Source organism: Modestobacter sp. L9-4 (assembly GCF_019112525.1).
Classification (GTDB): Bacteria; Actinomycetota; Actinomycetes; order Mycobacteriales; family Geodermatophilaceae; genus Modestobacter.
The window spans coordinates 3,202,490-3,219,322 of record NZ_CP077800.1 but is presented as its reverse complement, the minus strand read 5'-3'; the positions used below and the strand labels follow the sequence as shown (position 1 = coordinate 3,219,322).

Annotated in this window: 21 protein-coding genes; 9 read left to right on the top strand and 12 right to left on the bottom strand. The window is 76.3% G+C overall.

What is annotated here, in order from left to right; genetic code table 11:
- The first annotated feature begins 112 nt into the window (after positions 1-112).
- Together KUM42_RS15205 and KUM42_RS15200 are read left to right on the top strand one after the other, a co-directional pair.
- Positions 113-1,300: a sensor histidine kinase gene (locus KUM42_RS15205; protein WP_237493365.1), complete on the top strand. Its 1,188-nt coding sequence runs from the start codon at positions 113-115 to the stop codon at positions 1,298-1,300.
- A complete protein-coding gene (locus KUM42_RS15200) occupies positions 1,297-2,007 on the top strand; it encodes a response regulator transcription factor (RefSeq protein ID WP_237493364.1) in 711 nt (236 codons plus the stop codon). Before KUM42_RS15205 ends, KUM42_RS15200 begins: the two co-directional genes overlap by 4 nt.
- Before the next feature lie 27 nt (positions 2,008-2,034).
- Here KUM42_RS15200 and KUM42_RS15195 read toward each other — a convergent pair whose 3' ends face one another.
- The 6 genes from KUM42_RS15195 to KUM42_RS15170 form a co-directional block, all read right to left on the bottom strand.
- On the bottom strand, positions 2,035-2,733 hold the full coding sequence (locus KUM42_RS15195) for a hypothetical protein (RefSeq protein ID WP_237493363.1): 699 nt from the start codon (positions 2,731-2,733) through the stop codon (positions 2,035-2,037).
- 53 nt (positions 2,734-2,786) lie between these two features.
- Positions 2,787-4,253 carry a M17 family metallopeptidase gene (locus KUM42_RS15190; protein WP_237493362.1) on the bottom strand — a complete coding sequence of 489 codons (1,467 nt, stop codon included), beginning with the start codon at positions 4,251-4,253 and terminating at the stop codon, positions 2,787-2,789.
- 146 nt (positions 4,254-4,399) lie between these two features.
- Positions 4,400-4,567, bottom strand: a complete 168-nt coding sequence (locus tag KUM42_RS15185; protein WP_163611568.1) for a DUF3117 domain-containing protein — start codon at positions 4,565-4,567, stop codon at positions 4,400-4,402.
- 113 nt (positions 4,568-4,680) lie between these two features.
- Positions 4,681-5,241, bottom strand: coding sequence for a DNA-3-methyladenine glycosylase I (locus tag KUM42_RS15180; RefSeq protein WP_237493361.1), 561 nt, complete (start codon positions 5,239-5,241; stop codon positions 4,681-4,683).
- Positions 5,242-5,251: 10 nt separating this feature from the next.
- Positions 5,252-5,983 (bottom strand): hypothetical protein, encoded by a 732-nt coding sequence (locus KUM42_RS15175; RefSeq protein ID WP_237493360.1) that lies wholly within the window; start codon positions 5,981-5,983, stop codon positions 5,252-5,254.
- On the bottom strand, positions 5,980-6,891 hold the full coding sequence (locus KUM42_RS15170; RefSeq protein WP_237493359.1) for a DMT family transporter: 912 nt from the start codon (positions 6,889-6,891) through the stop codon (positions 5,980-5,982). The genes KUM42_RS15175 and KUM42_RS15170 overlap by 4 nt, the downstream gene beginning before the upstream one ends.
- A 124-nt stretch (positions 6,892-7,015) precedes the next feature.
- On the opposite strand from KUM42_RS15170, the gene KUM42_RS15165 reads away from it, so the two are divergent.
- Together KUM42_RS15165 and KUM42_RS15160 are read left to right on the top strand one after the other, a co-directional pair.
- A complete protein-coding gene (locus KUM42_RS15165; protein WP_237493358.1) occupies positions 7,016-7,480 on the top strand; it encodes a DUF2243 domain-containing protein in 465 nt (154 codons plus the stop codon).
- Positions 7,477-8,223 (top strand): cytochrome c oxidase assembly protein, encoded by a 747-nt coding sequence (locus KUM42_RS15160; protein WP_237493357.1) that lies wholly within the window; start codon positions 7,477-7,479, stop codon positions 8,221-8,223. Before KUM42_RS15165 ends, KUM42_RS15160 begins: the two co-directional genes overlap by 4 nt.
- Before the next feature lie 4 nt (positions 8,224-8,227).
- Here the strand turns inward: KUM42_RS15160 and KUM42_RS15155 are convergent, their stop codons facing one another.
- Genes KUM42_RS15155 through dapE form a run of 4 tightly spaced genes read right to left on the bottom strand, consistent with a single transcriptional unit; the run spans position 8,228 to position 11,042 of the window.
- Positions 8,228-8,689: an SRPBCC family protein gene (locus tag KUM42_RS15155; RefSeq protein WP_237493356.1), complete on the bottom strand. Its 462-nt coding sequence runs from the start codon at positions 8,687-8,689 to the stop codon at positions 8,228-8,230.
- The gene (locus tag KUM42_RS15150) at positions 8,682-9,083 is read right to left on the bottom strand and encodes a DivIVA domain-containing protein (protein WP_237493355.1); all 402 of its coding nucleotides are present in this window, start codon (positions 9,081-9,083) and stop codon (positions 8,682-8,684) included. The genes KUM42_RS15155 and KUM42_RS15150 overlap by 8 nt, the downstream gene beginning before the upstream one ends.
- Position 9,084: 1 nt before the next feature.
- Positions 9,085-9,906 (bottom strand): TIGR00730 family Rossman fold protein, encoded by an 822-nt coding sequence (locus tag KUM42_RS15145; RefSeq protein ID WP_237493354.1) that lies wholly within the window; start codon positions 9,904-9,906, stop codon positions 9,085-9,087.
- Positions 9,903-11,042 (bottom strand): succinyl-diaminopimelate desuccinylase, encoded by a 1,140-nt coding sequence (gene dapE, locus KUM42_RS15140; RefSeq protein WP_237493353.1) that lies wholly within the window; start codon positions 11,040-11,042, stop codon positions 9,903-9,905. The genes KUM42_RS15145 and dapE overlap by 4 nt, the downstream gene beginning before the upstream one ends.
- Before the next feature lie 110 nt (positions 11,043-11,152).
- Here dapE and KUM42_RS15135 point away from each other — a divergent pair, with 110 nt between their 5' ends.
- From KUM42_RS15135 to KUM42_RS15115, 5 genes are all read left to right on the top strand, one after another.
- Positions 11,153-11,614, top strand: a complete 462-nt coding sequence (locus tag KUM42_RS15135) for an NUDIX domain-containing protein (protein ID WP_237493352.1) — start codon at positions 11,153-11,155, stop codon at positions 11,612-11,614.
- A 22-nt stretch (positions 11,615-11,636) separates the two neighbouring features.
- Positions 11,637-12,623 (top strand): 2,3,4,5-tetrahydropyridine-2,6-dicarboxylate N-succinyltransferase, encoded by a 987-nt coding sequence (gene dapD, locus KUM42_RS15130; protein ID WP_237493351.1) that lies wholly within the window; start codon positions 11,637-11,639, stop codon positions 12,621-12,623.
- A gap of 60 nt (positions 12,624-12,683) precedes the next feature.
- Positions 12,684-13,544, top strand: coding sequence for a hypothetical protein (locus KUM42_RS15125; RefSeq protein WP_237493350.1), 861 nt, complete (start codon positions 12,684-12,686; stop codon positions 13,542-13,544).
- A gap of 39 nt (positions 13,545-13,583) precedes the next feature.
- Positions 13,584-14,576, top strand: a complete 993-nt coding sequence (locus tag KUM42_RS15120) for an aldo/keto reductase (RefSeq protein ID WP_237493349.1) — start codon at positions 13,584-13,586, stop codon at positions 14,574-14,576.
- Between the two features lie 74 nt (positions 14,577-14,650).
- Positions 14,651-15,316 (top strand): SDR family NAD(P)-dependent oxidoreductase, encoded by a 666-nt coding sequence (locus KUM42_RS15115; RefSeq protein ID WP_237493348.1) that lies wholly within the window; start codon positions 14,651-14,653, stop codon positions 15,314-15,316.
- Between the two features lie 18 nt (positions 15,317-15,334).
- Here the strand turns inward: KUM42_RS15115 and dapC are convergent, their stop codons facing one another.
- A complete protein-coding gene (gene dapC / locus KUM42_RS15110; RefSeq protein ID WP_304610772.1) occupies positions 15,335-16,420 on the bottom strand; it encodes a succinyldiaminopimelate transaminase in 1,086 nt (361 codons plus the stop codon).
- Between the two features lie 11 nt (positions 16,421-16,431).
- A complete protein-coding gene (gene fdxA / locus KUM42_RS15105) occupies positions 16,432-16,758 on the bottom strand; it encodes a ferredoxin (protein WP_163611556.1) in 327 nt (108 codons plus the stop codon).
- Positions 16,759-16,833 lie beyond the last annotated feature (75 nt).

Below are 16,833 nucleotides of genomic sequence, written 5' to 3'. Positions count from 1 at the left end.
GACGCCGCGGAACGCTAGGAGCCGCGGAGTCCGCCGGCGTCCGTCCTGCGCCCGATCCGGGTCCGTCCCAGGAGGGACCCCGGCGCGGCCGGGGAGGTCCTAACCTGTGCGCGTGCGCTGGCCGGGCGGCTCCGCGGGGACGGGGCACCGCCACGGGCTGCCGCGGGTCTGGACCGACGTCGGACCCGCCGCGCTGCTCGGCGCCGCGGCCGTCACCGAGCTGCTCAGCGGGGTGTCCGGCGCCCGCGACCCGGGACAGCCGGCGGTCACCCCCGCACAGGTGCTGCTGGCGCTGGCGGTGACGCTGCCCTTCGCGGCCCGGACCGCGGCGCCCGTCGCGGTGGGCCTGGGTGTGCAGGCGGTGCTGACCCTCGCCACGCTCGTCCTGGTCCCCGCCGAGGTCTTCCTCGTCGCGATCGCCGTCTTCGTCCTCGGCCCGTACACCGCGGCCGTCGGCGCCCGGACCTGGCGCGGGTCCCTCGCCTGCGGCCTCGCCTCGGCGCTCCTGCTCGCGACCCAGGGCGCCCTCGACGACCGCTACGGGGCCGGCGCCGCCCTGGCGAACGCCACCTACGCCCTGCTCGTGTGGGGGGTGGCCGCGCTCGTGCGCCGGTACCGGGAGGCGGCCGACGCCGCGCGGCAGCTGGCCGACGCGGCGCACCGGCTGGCCGACGCCCGGGCCGAGCTCGCCGTGGAGGCCGAGCGACGGCGGGTGGCGCGCGACCTGCACGACGTGGTGGCCCACGGTCTGTCGGTGGTCGTCCTGCGGGCACGCGGCGCGGTGCACGACCTCGACGCCGACCCCGCCAGCGCCGGGGCCGCCCTGCGCGACATCGACGCCGTCGCCAGCCGGGCGCTCCAGGACATGCGCCGGCTGCTGACGGTCACCACCTCCGGCGCCGGGCTCCCGCTGGCGCCCCAGCCCACACTGGCCGACCTGCCCGAGCTCGTCGGCGACGTGCGCGCCACGGGTCTCGACGTCCGGCTGACCACCGCCGGGACGGCCCGCACGCTCACGCCCGGTGCGGAGCTGGTGGCCTACCGGGTGGTGCAGGAGTCGCTGACGAACGTCGTCCGGCACGCGGCCGCGCGGCACACCGAGGTCCGGCTGGAGTGGGCCGCGGACGCACTCGTCATCGAGGTGGCGGACGACGGCTGCGGCGGCACGGCGGGTGCGGGCGGTGGGCGCGGCCTGGACGGCATGCAGGAACGCGTCGGCCTCGTCGGTGGCCGGGTCCACTGCGGTCCGGGCGCTGACGGCGGGTTCCGGGTGCGGGCCGAGGTCCCGGTGGCGGCGTGACCGGCCCGGTAGCCGACGGGGCGCGGTCCCGCCGGGTGCTGGTGGTCGACGACGACCGGCTGGTGCGGCGGGGCCTGGTCTCGATCCTGGACTCCGACCCCGGCCTGACCGTCGTCGGCGAGGCAGCCGACGGCGCCGAGGCGCTGACGCAGGTCCGGGCGCTGTCCCCCGACGTCGTGGTGATGGACCTGCGGATGCCGCGGGTGGACGGCATCGAGGCGACCCGGCGGCTGTCCCGGCTCGACCACCCGCCCGCGGTGCTCGTCCTCACCACCTTCGACGCCGACGAGCACGTCTACGCCGCTCTGCGCGCCGGCGCGGGCGGCTTCGTGCTCAAGGACGCCCCCGAGGCCCACCTGCTGGCCGCCGTGCGGGCCGTGGGCAGCGGCACCTCGCTGCTGGACCCCCGGGTGACCCTCCGGCTCGTCGAGCAGCTCGCCCCCGCGCCCACGGGTGTCCCCACCGGCGCGCTGCAGCACCTCACGCCACGGGAACTGGACGTGCTGCGCGAGGTAGCGCGGGGTGCCAGCAACGAGGAGGTGGCCGATGCCCTGCAGATCGGCGAGGCGACGGTGAAGACGCACGTGAGCCGGGTGCTGGCCAAGCTCGGGGTGCTGACCCGGGTGCAGGCGGTGGTGCTGGCCTACGAGCACGGGCTCGTGGTCCCCGGCAGCGGCGGGCCGGCGGTGGGCCGGCCGTGGGGCTGAGGCCACTGGTGACGGTCGGGCCGCCGGTCAGCTCGCGCCGAGGTACGCGCCGCCGAGGACCAGGCTCACCAGGAACGCCCAGCCGCCGGTCAGCCGGCGGGCACCGGGACGTGGCGCCGGGACACCGGGGAACGGCCCGGACAGCAGCAGGAACGCCAGCACGCCGAACGGGCCGGAGTTCAGCCAGAACCAGGCCCAGCGGGTGGCCCGCTCCGGCACCGGCCCGCCCACCAGCAGGAACAGCGTGACGACCCACTCGGCGAACAGCAGCAGCCCGACCTGCTGGGGCACCTGCCAGCCGGCCACCTCCGAGTGGGCGGACCGGTCGGCCAGCGGCAGGACGCTCACGCCCTCGGCACGCAGTTCCCCGGCCAGGTCGGGTCCGAGCACCGGCTCCCCGCCCGACGGGGCGTCGACCCCGGGGCTGAGCTGCCAGCCCTCGGTGCGGTGGCCCAGCAGGCCGTCCCGCCAGACCACGGCCTGGGTGGCGTACCCGGTCGCGCCCGGCTCGAGGCCCTCGCTCACCCGCACCTCGGTGATCTCGCCGGCCTTGATCCCGGCTCGCAGGTCCTCGAGCGAGGCCGGCCGCTGGCCGACCAGCACGGTGGTCAGCGCGAGCACCAGCCACCCCGCGGCCAGGGCCACCCGCAGGGCCGTCGCCGGGTCCCGCAGGGAGGTCCGGCGGCGCGCCTGCGAGGGGAGGCTCGGTGCGGCGGCCGGCAGCATGGCGCGACCCTAGGGCCGGACGGTCCGGAGCGGTCGCGGAACACGCCCGTCCGTCAGTAGAGGACGGTCTCCGCCTGCTCCACCGGTGCCCCGGCCTCCAGCCAGCGCAGCAGGGTGCGGACCGCGAAGCCGGTGCCGCCCTTGACCACCTCGGCGTCGTCGCCGCCGGCACGGGCCGGGCCGGCGACGTCCAGGTGCGCCCAGGGCAGGTCACCGGCGAAGGGCTGCAGGAACAGCGCGGCCGTCGTCGAGCCGGGGTTGCCCGGGGCGTTGTTGGCGTCGGCCACCGGGGACTCCAGCTGCGCCCGCAGGTGCCCGACGTGCTCCTCGGCCAGCGGCATCCGCCAGAACGACTCCCCCGCGTGCCCGGCCGCGGTGAGCAGCGCGCCGGCCAGGCCGTCGGTGGTGGCGTAGAGCCCGGCGGTCCGGGCGCCCAGCGCCGTCCGCATCGCCCCGGTGAGGGTGGCGACGTCGACGAGCACCGTGGCGCCCAGCGCCAGCCGCGCGTGCGCCAGGGCGTCGGCGAGCACCAGCCGGCCCTCGGCGTCGGTGTTGCGCACCTCCGTCGTGCGCCCGCCGACGTGCCGGACGACGTCGGCCGGGCGGTAGCTGCCGCCGCCCACCGCGTTCTCGGCCACCGCGACGACCGCGGTCACCGGGGTGGGCAGCCGGAGCCGGGCGGCGGCGTCGACCGCGGCCAGCACCGCGGCTCCCCCGGCCATGTCGGTCTTCATGTCCCGCAGGCCGGCGTTGGTCTTGATCGACAGACCACCGGTGTCGAAGGTGATGCCCTTGCCGACCAGCACCGGGTGCGCCCGCCCGGCCGCCCGGTAGGAGGCGATGACGACCCGGGGCGGCGAGGCCGAGCCACCCCCGACGGCCAGCACGCCGCCGAAACCGCCGGCGGACAGCTCCTCGGGGCCGAGCACCGTCACGGTCACGCCGTCCAGCCCGCCCAGGCGGGCGACGGCCTGGTCGGCCAGCCAGGCGGGGTCCTTGGTGCTGCTCGGGGTGTTGACCAGGTCGCGGGCCCAGGCGACGGACTCCGCGGCCACCCGACCGGTGCGCGCGGCGGCGGCGACGGCGGGGTCCGCCGCGTCGGCCGCGACCACGAGGACCTCGACCAGCCGCGGCGGGTGCGGGGTCGACGCGTCGCGGTACCGGTAGCCGGCCAGCAGCGCCGTCTCCACCGCGGTGCGCACCTCGTCGGCGCCGGCGGGGGCGACGGTGGTGTCCAGCGGCAGGACCAGCCGCCGGGCACCGGACTCGGCCAGGGTCTGGGCGCGGCGCACCGCGACCGCGACGGCCGAGCGCAGCTGGGGCAGCGTGGCGTCACCGACGCCGACGGCCAGCACCGTGCGCGGCCGGCGGCCGGGCACCGGCACCGCGGTCAGGCCACCCGGCTTCCCGCCGTTGCCGGTGTCGGCCAGGGCGCCGGCGAGCAGGCCGGGGGCGACCGGTGGCTGCGGCGCGGCGGTCAGCCAGTCCGGCAGGGCCCCACGTGCGCCGACCGGGACCACGAGGACGTCGTCGTCCCCGGACGCGGGCAGCGCCGCGGCGAGGACGACCTGCGGGAACGGCGCGGCCCCGGACGCCGGCGTGCTGCCGGCGGCCGGGGCCGTGTCGTCGTCCGCGGGGCTGCCCGGGGGCAGGCTCGCGGCGGTGCTCAGCTGGTCGCGCCCGTCAGTGCCTCGGAGAGGGCGGTCGCCTCGTCGGGGGACAGCTCGACGACCAGTCGGCCGCCACCCTCCAGCGGGACGCGCATGACCAGGCCGCGGCCCTCCTTGGTGACCTCGAGGGGACCTTCACCCGTACGCGGCTTCATGGCCGCCATGCGTGCCTCCTTCACCGGCCACCCACGGTCCGGCTGGGCCGTGGTGTGCCGACTGTTCGTGCAGAGCTCCCCCACATGATCCCGTATCCGCGCCGATCGACCAACCGCACCCCTCAGGAACGGCCCGTCGCGCCCGCCCGGAAGCAGTCCGCGACGTGCTCGTCGACCATCCCGGTGGCCTGCATCAGGGCGTGGGCGGTGGTCGGCCCCACGAAGGCGAACCCGCGACGCTTGAGCTCCCTCGCCATCGCGACCGACTCCGGCGAGGTCGCCGGGACGTCGGCGAGCGTGCGCGGGCGGGGCCGGGGCGTGGTCGGCGCGAACGACCACAGCAGCGCCGACAGCCCCTCGGGGAGCTCCAGCGCGGCCCGGGCGTTGCCGAGCGCGGCGGCCACCTTGGCCCGGTTCCGGACGATGCCGGCGTCGGCCATCAGCCGGGCCTCGTCGGCGGCGGTGAACGCCGCGACCGCCGCGACGTCGAACCCGGCGAAGGCGGCCCGGAACGCCGGGCGCTTGCGCAGGATCGTGATCCAGGACAGCCCGGACTGGAACGCCTCCAGGGTCAGCCGCTCGAACAGGGCGTCGTCGCCGTGCAGCGGGGTCCCCCACTCCTCGTCGTGGTAGGCCACGTACTCGGGGGCACTGGTCGCCCAGCCGCACCGGATCAGCTCCACGGTCCGGACGCTAGCCCGCGTCCCGCCCGGAGCGGACCGTGACCACCGCCCCGTCGCCGCCCCGGCGGACGGTCCACACGCCGCCCGAGCCGGTGACCACGCCGTCGGCGGGGTCCTGCGCGCCGACCGGGAGGGCCAGGCAGGTGCCCTCGTCGATCCCGGCGGCGACCGGGGCCGTGCCGGCGTCGACCAGGGCGACCGTGCGGCCCAGCGTGCCGGCGGCGGCGGTGTGCGCGTCGACGGGGAAGCCGACCAGGCCGAGCCCGGGGGCGACCGTCACCGGCATCAGCCCCTCCGACCAGCCCGCCGGGCAGACCTCGCGCCCGCCCGACCGGTGCCCGCCGAGCAGCGCGGTGCGCGCGGCGACCATCGCGCCGGCGGAGAAGCCGAGATAGGGCGTGCCGGCGGCGACCGCGGCGGCCACCTCGGCGGCCACCGGCGCCAGGGACGCCAGGTACGCACCCGGCACCCCGCCCCCGACGACGACGCCGCCGACCCCGGCGAGCGCGGCCGCGGGCACCGGCCGCCCCGCCCGCAGGTGCACCGGCCGCAGGTCCACGGCGGCGTCGGCCAGGACCCGCCGGGCGGCGGGCAGCTGCCGCCAGGTGCGGTGTGCCGGGCCGCACAGCAGCACCGCCACCCGGGCCCGGCCGGTGGCGGCCGCGCGGACCTCGGCCAGGAACGGCGCGACCAGCCCGGGGCCGGCGGTGTCGGGGCCGCCGCCGACGAGGAAGACGGTCACGGGCGGGCGGCCGGGACCTCGGCGGCCTCGTCCGCGGTGCCCGCCGGGGCGGGGCTGCGGCGGGTGGCCAGCACGCAGCCGAGGAGCACCAGCGGCAGCCCGACCGCCAGCCCGAGCGTGAACGGCTCGTCGAGCAGCAGGACGCCGAGCCCCACCGCGACCGCCGGGTTGACGAAGGTGATCACCAGCGCCCGCTGCGGACCGGCCTCGCGGATCAGGGCGAAGAACAGCGCCAGCGCCGCCGCGGTGCACACCACGCCCAGCACGACGAGCGCCGCCCAGGCACCGGCCGGGGCGTGGACCGCGGCACCCAGCCGCGGGACGGCGAACGGCGCGTAGACCACCGCGGTCGCCACCAGCGCGAAGGCGCTGGCGGTCACACCCGGGACGTCGGAGAGCCGGCGGCTGATCACCATCGGCGCGGTCGCGTACCCGACGACGACCAGCGCCACGGCCAGCAGCGGCCCCAGCTGCGCGCCGCCGACGTCCAGGCCGAGCAGGACGGCGATGCCGACGACCCCGACCGCCATGCCGACCAGCCGCACCGGGGACAGCCGCTCCTCCTCCCCCGCCAGCCGGGCGGTCAGCGCGGCCACGAAGGGCACGCCGGCCACCAGCAGCCCGGTCAGCGAGGAGGACAGCTCGGTCTCCGCCCACGACAGCAGCAGCCACGGGGCGGTCATCTCCAGCACGGTGAACAGCAGCAGCGCCCGCCAGTGCGCCCGCAGCGCCGGGCCGAGCCGGCCGCGGGCGAGCGTCCACGGCAGCAGCAGGGCCGCGCCGATCACGCAGCGCCCGAACACGACGACCACCGGGGAGAACTCCCCGACCGCCACCTTGATCAGCAGGTAGGGCACGCCCCAGATCACCGAGAGCGCGACGAACAGCACCCACCCGCGCCGGCTCACGCCCGCTCCCCCTCGCCCGTCACCGCGCCATCATGGCGCCGGGTTTCCCGCGCCGGGACGGCGGGCAGCGAGACTGGGCCGGCCCCACCCCCGGACGACACCGCACCTCGACGACGGAGCCCTCGTGACCGCACCGCAGCACGACCGGCCGACGTCCGACCGGCGGCGCCTGCTGGTGTCCGGGCTGCTGCTGGGGCTGGGCGCGGCCGGCGCGGTCGACGAGATCGTGTTCCACCAGCTGCTGCACTGGCACCACTTCTACGACCGGTCCACCAGCACCGCCGGGCTGGTCTCCGACGGCCTGCTGCACGCGGCCACCTGGTCGGCGACGGTGGCCGGGCTGGCCCTGCTGGCCGACGTCCGCCGCCGGGCCGCCTTCGCCCCGGCCGCCTGGTGGGGGGCGGTGCTGGTGGGCGCCGGTGCGTTCCAGACCTGGGACGGCGTGGTCCAGCACAAGCTGCTGCGGCTGCACCAGGTGCGCTACGGCGTCGACCTCACCGGCTACGACCTGGCCTGGACCGGCGCGGGTGTGCTGGTGCTGCTGGCCGGCGTCCTCCTGCTGCTGCGCCGGGGGCGGGCTGCGGCGTGACCGTGCTGGCCTGCGTCCTCGCGGCCGCGGTGTACCTGGGCGCCGCCCACCTGGTGCCCGTCCTGCGGGACCGGGCGCGGTGGCCGGTCGGGCGCTCGGTGGCCTGGCTCGGCGGGCTGGCCTGCGTCCTCGTCGCGCTGACCGGGCCGCCGGCCACCGCGCACGGCGACCTGCGCGCGCACATGGCCGGTCACCTGCTGCTGGGCATGGTCGCGCCGCTGCTGCTGGTGCTCGCCCGGCCGGTCACCCTGGCGCTGCGGACGCTGCCGCTGCTCGGGGCCCGGCGGCTGAGCCGGGTGCTGCGCAGCGCGCCGCTGCGGGTGCTCGGCGACCCGTTCGTCGCCGTGGCGCTCAACGCAGCCGGGCTGTGGGTGCTCTACGGCACCGGGCTGCTCACCGCGATGGTCCACTCCCCCGGGCTGCACGCGCTGGTCTCGGTGCACGTGCTGCTCACCGGCTGGCTGGCCACCGCCGCCGTGCTCGCGCTGGACCCAGCACCGCACCGGCGGGGTGTGGCCGCCCGGGCGGTCGCGCTGGCGGCCGGCGCGGCCGCCCACGACGTGCTCGCGAAGACGCTGTACGCGCACCCGCCGGCCGGTACGACGCGCGCCGCGGAGGGTGCGGAGCTGATGTACAACGGTGGCACGGTCGTGCACCTGCTGGTCGCCGCGGTGCTGTGGCGGCAGTGGTACGTGTCCCGTGCCGCCGTGCGTTCGGCGGAGCTCGCCGCCGTCCCGGCCTGACGGCTCAGTGCGGGTACGCCGCCGCGTAGATGGCGAAGCGGCGCAGCGACAGCTGGACGCCGGCCGCGAACAGCGGCTTCACCAGCGGCCAGCCGAGCCGGCCGAGCACGCCCAACGGCAGGTCCAGGCCCTCGGTCCAGACGAAGGTCGAGCCACCGCCGGTGCGCGGACGCAGCTCGAAGGTGCCCGTGCCGCGGACGACGCGGCCGGTGTGCCGCACGTCGACCCGGCGGGGTTCGTCCCAGCGGGTGATCAGCATGGTGTCCAGCACGCCCAGCCGCTTCAGGCCCGGGAGCTTCACCCCGGTGACCGCCGCCAGCTCACCGCCCACGCCCTGACCGCCCTGGGCGCCGGCGCGCACGTCGGTGAGCAGCATCCACTCGCCCTGCCGGTCCCAGTCGACCAGCGCCGCCCACGCCTGCTCCGGCGAGGCCTCCGTGTCCACCTGCAGCACCAGTTCAGGCACCGGTCCGCCCTTCGTCGTCGGGGTCGTGCGCGTCGGTGCCGTGCTCCTCGACAGGATGCCGTGCGGCGTGCGCTCCCGCCGCCGCCGGCTGCCCCCGGTGATCCTCCAGGCGGGCCCGCAGCTGCGCGAGCTCGGTGTCGCGCTCGTCGAGCACCTGGCCGAGCTGGTCCAGCAGCCAGTCGACCTCGGTCATCCGGTAGCCGCGGAACGCCACCGAGATGCGCAGCGCCCGGAGGTCGTCGGCGACCACCGGCCGGTCGTCAGGCAGCTCGACCGGCGAGCGGCCCGGCACCGCGGGGGGCTGGCTCTCGCCGCGGCCGAGCAGCAGCGAGGCGCCGAGGAAGAGCAGGCCGCCGACGACGACCAGCCCGAGGACGAAGACCAGCCCGGCCACGTCAGTCGTCGACCGGGGCGGGGTCGGGCACCGGCGTCCCGGGCGGCGGCTCGGCGGCGGCCTGCTCCCGCGCGGCGTCAGCGGCCTGGATCACCGCCACCGCCTCGGCGATGTCGTCGGTGACGTGCAGCAGGTCGAGGTCGCCGGGGCTCACGGTGCCCTCGGCGACCATCGTGTCCCGGATCCAGTCGATCAGCCCCGACCAGTAGGCGCTGCCGAAGAGGATGACCGGGAAGCGGGTGACCTTGCGGGTCTGCACCAGGGTGAGGGCCTCGAACAGCTCGTCGAGGGTGCCGAAGCCGCCGGGCAGGATCACGAACGCCTGCGCGTACTTGACGAACATCGTCTTGCGCACGAAGAAGTAGCGGAAGAGCACGCCGACGTCGACCCACTCGTTGAGCTCCTGCTCGAACGGCAGCTCGATGCCCAGCCCGACCGACATGCCCCCGGCCTCGCAGGCGCCCTTGTTGGCCGCCTCCATCGCGCCGGGGCCGCCGCCGGTGATCACCGCGTAGCCGGCCTCGGCCAGCGCGGCGCCCAGCTGCACGCCGACCTCGTAGTACTCGGAGTCGCGCGGGGTGCGGGCGCTGCCGAACACGCTCACCGCGCGCGGCAGCTCCGCCAGCAGCCCGAAGCCCTCGACGAACTCGGCCTGGATCCGCAGCACCCGCCACGGGTCGGTGTGCACGAAGCCGCTGTCGCCCCGCCGGTCCAGCAGCCGCTGGTCGGTCGTCGTCCCGGCGTTGGCGGGGTCCGCGCCGCGCAGGGCGATCGGGCCGCGGTGCCGGATCGGCCGGCGGCGGGCGTCCTCGGGCTGGCTCATGCGTTGCTCCCCGTGTCGGTCTCGGTCAGGTAGGCGACCAGCGCGTCCTCGGCCGGCTGCAGGCGGTCCACCCGGGTGTACTCGCCGACCTGGTGCGCCAGGTTCGGCTCGCCCGGGCCGTAGTTGAGCGCCGGGATGCCGAAGGCGGCGAACCGTGCGACGTCGGTCCAGCCCAGCTTGGCCCGGGCCGGCTGCCCGACGGCGGCCAGGAACGCGGCGGCGGCCGGCTCGCCCAGCCCGGGCAGCGCGCCGCCGGACAGGTCGGTGACCTCGAAGGTCACCCCGGCGGCCAGCGCGTCGGCGAACACCTCGCGCACGTGCGCCACGGCGTCGTCCTCGTCCCGGTCGGGGGCGAAGCGGAAGTTGACCGTCACCCGGCACTCGTCGGGGACGACGTTGCCGGCGACCCCGCCCTCGATGCGCACGGCGTTGAGGCCCTCGTGGTAGCGCAGCCCGTCGATGTCGACCTCGCGCGCCTCGTAGGCGGCGAGGGTGGCCAGCACCCCGGCCGCACCGTGGACGGCGTTGACGCCGAGCCACGACCGGGCGCTGTGAGCGCGCTTGCCCGGCACAGTCAGCACCACGCGCAGCGTGCCCTGGCAGCCGCCCTCGATGGCGCCGTCGGTGGGCTCCATCAGGATCGCCAGGTCGCCGTACAGCCAGCCGCGGTGCTCCCGGGCCACCCGGCCGAGGCCGTTGCGCACCGCCTCGACCTCCTCGTTGTCGTAGAAGACGAACGTGAGGTCGCGGGCGGGCTCGGCCCCGGGGACGCCGAAGCGGCCGGCCAGCCGCAGCATGACCGCGTCGCCGGCCTTCATGTCCGACGTCCCGCAGCCGTAGAGCCGCTCCTCGCCGTCCACGGTCTCCAGCCGGCTGGGCAGGTTGTCCGCGATCGGCACGGTGTCCAGGTGCCCGGCCAGCACGATCCGGGAGTCGCGGTCGAGGTTCGTGCGGGCCAGCACGGTGTCGCCGACCCGGAGCACCTCCAGGCCGCCGAGGGCGCGCAGCGCCGCCTCCACCGCGTCGGCCAGCGGCCCCTCGGTGCCCGACACCGACGGGGCGTCGACCAGCGCGCGGGTCAGGGTCAGGACGTCGGCGGTCAGGTCGAGCGCGGGCAGCGGCTGGTCGGGGCTCACGACGCCCGAGCGTAGTGAAGGGACCTGCCTGCCCCCCACCCCACGCTGCGCGCGGCGCGGGTCCCTGCAGGCAGGCCGGACGGGCTGTGCCCGGCGCCTACCGTGGTGCGGTGCCCCGGAGCCTGTTGATCCCGTCGTCCTACGTGTTCCTCCTCCGCGACGGCGCCGACGGCGGCACCGAGGTGCTGCTGCACCTGCGGCAGGGCACCGGCTACATGGACGGGCACTGGGCGAGCCTGGCCGGGCACGTCGAGGCCGAGGAGACCGCCGTCGCCGCCGCCGTCCGCGAGGTGCGGGAGGAGGCCGACGTCGAGCTCGACCCGGCCGACCTGCAGCCGCTGACCGCCGTCCACCGGGTCGCCCCGGGTGCCGGGCAGATCGAGCAGCGGGTGGACTTCTTCTTCGCCGCGCGGCGCTGGTCGGGCGACCCGCGGGTGGCCGAGCCGGGCAAGAACGCCGGCCTGGAGTGGTTCCCGCTCACCGCGCTGCCGCACCCCGTGCAGCCGCAGGAGGCCCAGGTGCTGGCGTTCCTGGCCGCCGGGACGCCGCTGCCTGCGATCCTGCTGGCCTGACCTGCTCGGTAGCGTGGGGGCCGTGACGAGCAGCGAGCAGACCACCGGCGCCAACGGTGTGGGCCTGGCCACCGTGACCGGAGACGGCACCGTCCTGGACACCTGGTTCCCCGCCCCTGCGCTCAGCAGCGCCGACCAGGGCGAGACCGGCACCCAGCAGATCGGCGTCGAGGAGCTGACCGGCCTGCTCGGCCCCGAGTACTCCGGCCTGGTGCGCACCGACGACGCCCGCGGCGTGCAGGTGGTCGCGGTGGCCACCACCGTCGCCGACCTCTCGGCTCCCCCGGTCGACGCCCACGACGTGTACCTGCGGCTGCACCTGCTCTCGCACCGGCTCGTGCGCCCGCACGGCACGAACCTGGACGGCGTCTTCGGGCTGCTGGCCAACGTGGCCTGGACCAGCGCCGGCCCGGTGCTCGGCACCGACCTCACGCCCGCCCGCCGCGCCCTGCTGCGCGCCGCCCACGGGCAGGTGACCGTGTTCGGCGTGGACAAGTTCCCGCGGATGGTCGACTACGTCCTCCCCTCCGGCGTGCGGGTCGCCGACGCCGACCGGGTGCGGCTGGGTGCGCACCTGGCCGAGGGCACCACCGTCATGCACGAGGGGTTCGTCAACTACAACGCCGGGACGCTGGGCGCCTCCATGGTCGAGGGCCGGATCAGCGCCGGCGTGGTCGTCGGCGCCGGCTCCGACGTGGGCGGTGGCGCCTCGATCATGGGCACGCTGTCCGGTGGCGGGAAGCAGGTCGTCTCGATCGGCGAGGGCACGCTGCTCGGCGCGAACTCCGGCATCGGGATCTCCCTGGGCGACGGCTGCGTGGTGGAGGCCGGCTGCTACGTGACCGCCGGGTCCAAGGTCGCCCTGCCCGACGGCACGGTGGTCAAGGCCGCCGAGCTGTCCGGGCGCGACGGGCTGCTGTTCCGGCGCAACTCGGTCTCCGGGGCGCTGGAGGCCGTGGCGCGCAACGGCGACTGGGGCAGCCTGAACGCCGCACTGCACGCCAACTGACGCCGCCGCGCGGGCGCCGTCGTCCGCGGTCGGCAGGCCCTGGCCCCTTACCATCGGCGAGTGGCTGGCAGCACGGTCGTGGGCCGACGGCCACCGGCCCGGCCGGCGTCCCGCCCGCCCGGGTCCGCGCCGCTCCGGCTGCTGCTGGTGCTGCTGGCCGTGCTGGTCACCGTGGTGGTCGTGTCGGTGGGCGGAGGAGGATCGTCGGCCGTGTCCACCGAGTGCACCGTCGCCGGCTCCGACGTGCGGGTGTCCTCCGAGCAGGCCGCCAACGCCGCCACCATCGCCGCCGTCGCCCGCTCGCGGGGCCTGCCGCCGCGGGCCACGGTGATCGCGCTGGCCACCGCCCAGCAGGAGTCCCGGATCCGCAACCTCGACCACGGCGACCGCGACTCCCTCGGCCTGTTCCAGCAGCGCCCGTCGCAGGGCTGGGGCTCCGAGGCCCAGGTGCAGGACCCGGTGTACGCCACCGGGAAGTTCCTCGACGGCCTGGTCGAGGTGCCCGACTGGGAGACCGGCCGGCTCACCGACGTCGCCCAGGCGGTGCAGCGCAGCGGCTTCCCCGAGGCGTACCAGCAGTGGGAGCCGATGGCGACGGCGCTCGCCGGGGCCCTGCTGTCCGACCAGCCGGGGCAGCTGACCTGCACCTACCGTCCCGACGAGGCCTCCGGCGCGGTCGACCCGCGCACCGCGGTGGTCGTCGACGCGCTGCGCCGCGAGGCCGGCCCCGCGCAGGCCCACCTCGGCGGGAGCATCACCGTGCCCGGGGAGGGCTGGCCGGCCGCGAGCTGGGCGGTGGCGCACGCCTCCCGGCTGCAGCTGGCCTCGATCCGCTACGCCGGCTGGGAGTGGACGGCGGAGGGCGGCTGGGCCGACGGCTCCGGTGACCCCGGGGTGCTCACGGTGCAGCTCACCCTCTGACGGGTTTGCCACCTCCCCGGCGGCGGGGAGGAGCAGGTCATGGACACCCGCACACTCGGACAGCAGGGCCTCACCGTCTCCGCCCAGGGCCTGGGCTGCATGGGCATGAGCGCCTGGTACGGCGCCTTCGACGACGCCGAGTCGACCGCCACCCTGCACCGCGCCCTGGACCTGGGCATCACCCTCCTCGACACCGCCGACGTCTACGGCCCCCTGACCAACGAGCGGCTGCTCTCCGGCGTGCTGGCCGAGCGCCGCGACGAGATCGTGCTGGCCACCAAGTTCGGCAACGAGCTCGACGACGACGGCGTGCGCACGGGCGGCAACAACGGCCGTCCGGAGTACGTCCGCAAGTCCGTCGACGGCTCGCTCCAGCGGCTGGGCATCGACGTCATCGACCTCTACTACCAGCACCGCGTCGACCCCGACACCCCGGTCGAGGAGACCTTCGGTGCCCTCGGCGAGCTGGTCGCTGCGGGCAAGGTGCGCTACGTCGGCATCAGCGAGGCCGCCCCGGACACCATCCGCCGCGCCCACGCCACGCACCCGCTGACCGCCGTGCAGACCGAGTGGTCGCTGTTCACCCGGGACGTCGAGGACAACGGCGTGCTGGCCACCGTCCGCGAGCTCGGCATCGGGTTCGTGCCCTACTCCCCGCTGGGCCGCGGCTTCCTCTCCGGCAAGTACCGCTCGGTCGAGGACTTCGAGGAGGGCGACTTCCGCCGCACCTCCCCGCGCTTCCAGGGCGAGAACTTCACCAAGAACCTCGAGGTGCTCGACCGGGTCGTGGCGATCGCGGAGGACAAGGGCGTCACGCCCAGCCAGCTCGCGCTGGCCTGGGTGCTGGCCCAGGGCGAGGACGTCGTGCCGATCCCGGGCACCCGGCGCATCGCCAACCTGGAGGAGAACGCGGCCGCCGTCGACATCACGCTCACGACCGAGGAGCTGGCCTCCATCGAGGCGGCCGCCCCGGTCGGCGTGGCCGCGGGCGACCGGTACGCACCCACGGGCATGGCCTCGCTGCACCGCTGACCGTCCCGGGGGCCGGCGCCGTGGTGCCGGCCCCCGCGGGAAGCGATCACGGGGGCGCGGGCTTGCACCCTGACATGACCTCCATCGCGATCATCGGCGCCGGCTCCGGACTCGGGGCGGCCGTCGCCCGCCGGTTCGGCGCCGAGGGCTTCTCCGTCGGCCTCCTCTCCCGCTCCCAGGCCCGCGTCGACGCCCTGGCCGAGGACCTGCGCCGCGACGGCGTGCACGCCCAGGGCTTCGCCGCCGACGTCCGCGACCCCGCCTCGGTCACCCGGGCGCTGGAGCAGGTGACCGCCGTCCTCGGCCCGATCGAGGTGCTGCAGTACAGCCCGCTGCCGCAGAAGGACTTCATGCGCCCGGTGCTGGAGACCACCCCGGCCGACCTGGTCGGGCCGGTCGAGTTCTCGATCTACGGTCCGGTCGCCGCCGTCCACCAGGTGCTGCCGGGGATGCGCTTCCTGGGCGAGAACCGGGGCACGATCCTGTTCGTGAACGGCGGCTCGGCGGTGACGCCGGGACGCAACGTCACGGGGACGTCGGTCGCCTTCGCCGGGCAGGCCGCCTACGCCCAGCTGCTGCACGAGGTGCTCGGCGAGGAGGGCATCCAGGTGTCCCAGCTGGTCATCGGCGGCAAGATCGTCGCCGGTGACCCGGAGAAGGACCCCGACGTCCTGGCCGGGCTGCTGTGGGACCTGCACGTGACGCGCGACCGCTTCCGCCACCAGGTCAGCGCGGACTGACCGGCCGCGGCGCCGCCGTCAGCCCGCGAGGCGGGTGACGGCGGCGTCGATGCGCTCGTCGGTGGCGGTAAGCGCCATCCGGACGTGCCGGGCACCGGCAGGGCCGTAGAAGCTGCCCGGGGCGGCCACGACGCCCAGCCCGGCGAGCCAGTCGATCGTCGTCCAGCAGTCCTCGTCGCGGGTCACCCAGAGGTAGAGCCCGGCCTCGGAGTGGTCGATGCGGGCACCCGCAGCGCGCACCGCGGCGGCCAGCCGGTCGCGGCGGCCCCGGTAGCGCTCGCGTGCGACGTCCACGTGCGCGTCGTCGGCCAGTGCCGCGGCCATCGCCGCCTGCACCGGGGTGGGCACGAGCAGGCCCAGGTGCCGGCGGGTCTCCCAGACGCGGCGGACCAGCGCGGGGTCACCCGACAGCAGCCCGGCGCGGTAGCCGGCCGCGGTCGACTGCTTGGACAGCGAGTGCACCGCCAACAGGCCGGTGTGGTCGTCCCCGGCGATCGCCGGGTGCAGCACCGACCGCGGCGCGACGTCCCAGCCCAGCTCGACGTAGCACTCGTCGGCGACGACCGGCACACCGTGTGCCCGCCCCCAGGTGACCCAGGCGCGCAGCTGGTCGTCGGTGAGCACCCGCCCGTGCGGGTTGCCCGGGGAGTTCAGCCAGACCAGGACGGCGTCCCCCGGGGACTCCGGCGGGGTGTCGGTGCGCAGCACGGAGAGGCCGGCGACCACCGCACCGACCTCGTAGGTCGGGTAGGCGACCTCGGGGATCAGCACGGTGCCGGAGCCGGACAGCCCGAGGAGCGTGGGCAGCAGGGCCACCAGCTCCTTGGAGCCCACCGTCGGGATCACCGACGGGTAGGCACCGAACGGGTCGGCGAGCTCGACGCCCAGCCGGCGCGAGAGCCACCCGGCCGCGGCCCGGCGCACGTCGGCGGTCCCGAGGGCCGTCGGGTACCCCGGGGCGTCACCGGCCGCGGCCAGCGCCTCGCCCAGCAGCGGCGGGGTCGGGTCGACCGGCGTGCCGATCGACAGGTCGACCACGCCGCCGTCGTGCTCAGCAGCGCGGGCGCGGGCTGCGGCGAGCGAGTCCCAGGGGAAGTCCGGCAGCCGGACCGCGCTCAGTGCCCCTCGCCCTGCGGCGGGAGCGCGGCGACCAGCGGGTGGTCCTTGTCGATCTTGCCGGTCTTGGCCGCACCGCCAGGGCTGCCCAGGTCGGAGAAGAACTCCACGTTGGCGTTGTAGAAGTCCTTCCACTTGTCCGGGACGTCGTCCTCGTAGTAGATGGCCTCCACCGGGCAGACCGGCTCGCAGGCACCGCAGTCGACGCACTCGTCGGGGTGGATGTAGAGCATCCGGTCGCCCTCGTAGATGCAGTCCACCGGACACTCGTCGATGCACGCCTTGTCGAGGACGTCGACGCAGGCCTGGGTGATGACGTAGGTCACGGGGTTCCTCCGAGAGCGGTTTCCCTGGCGGGCCAGGGGTGCGATCGAACGGCCCAAGTATCACCCGGCACCCCT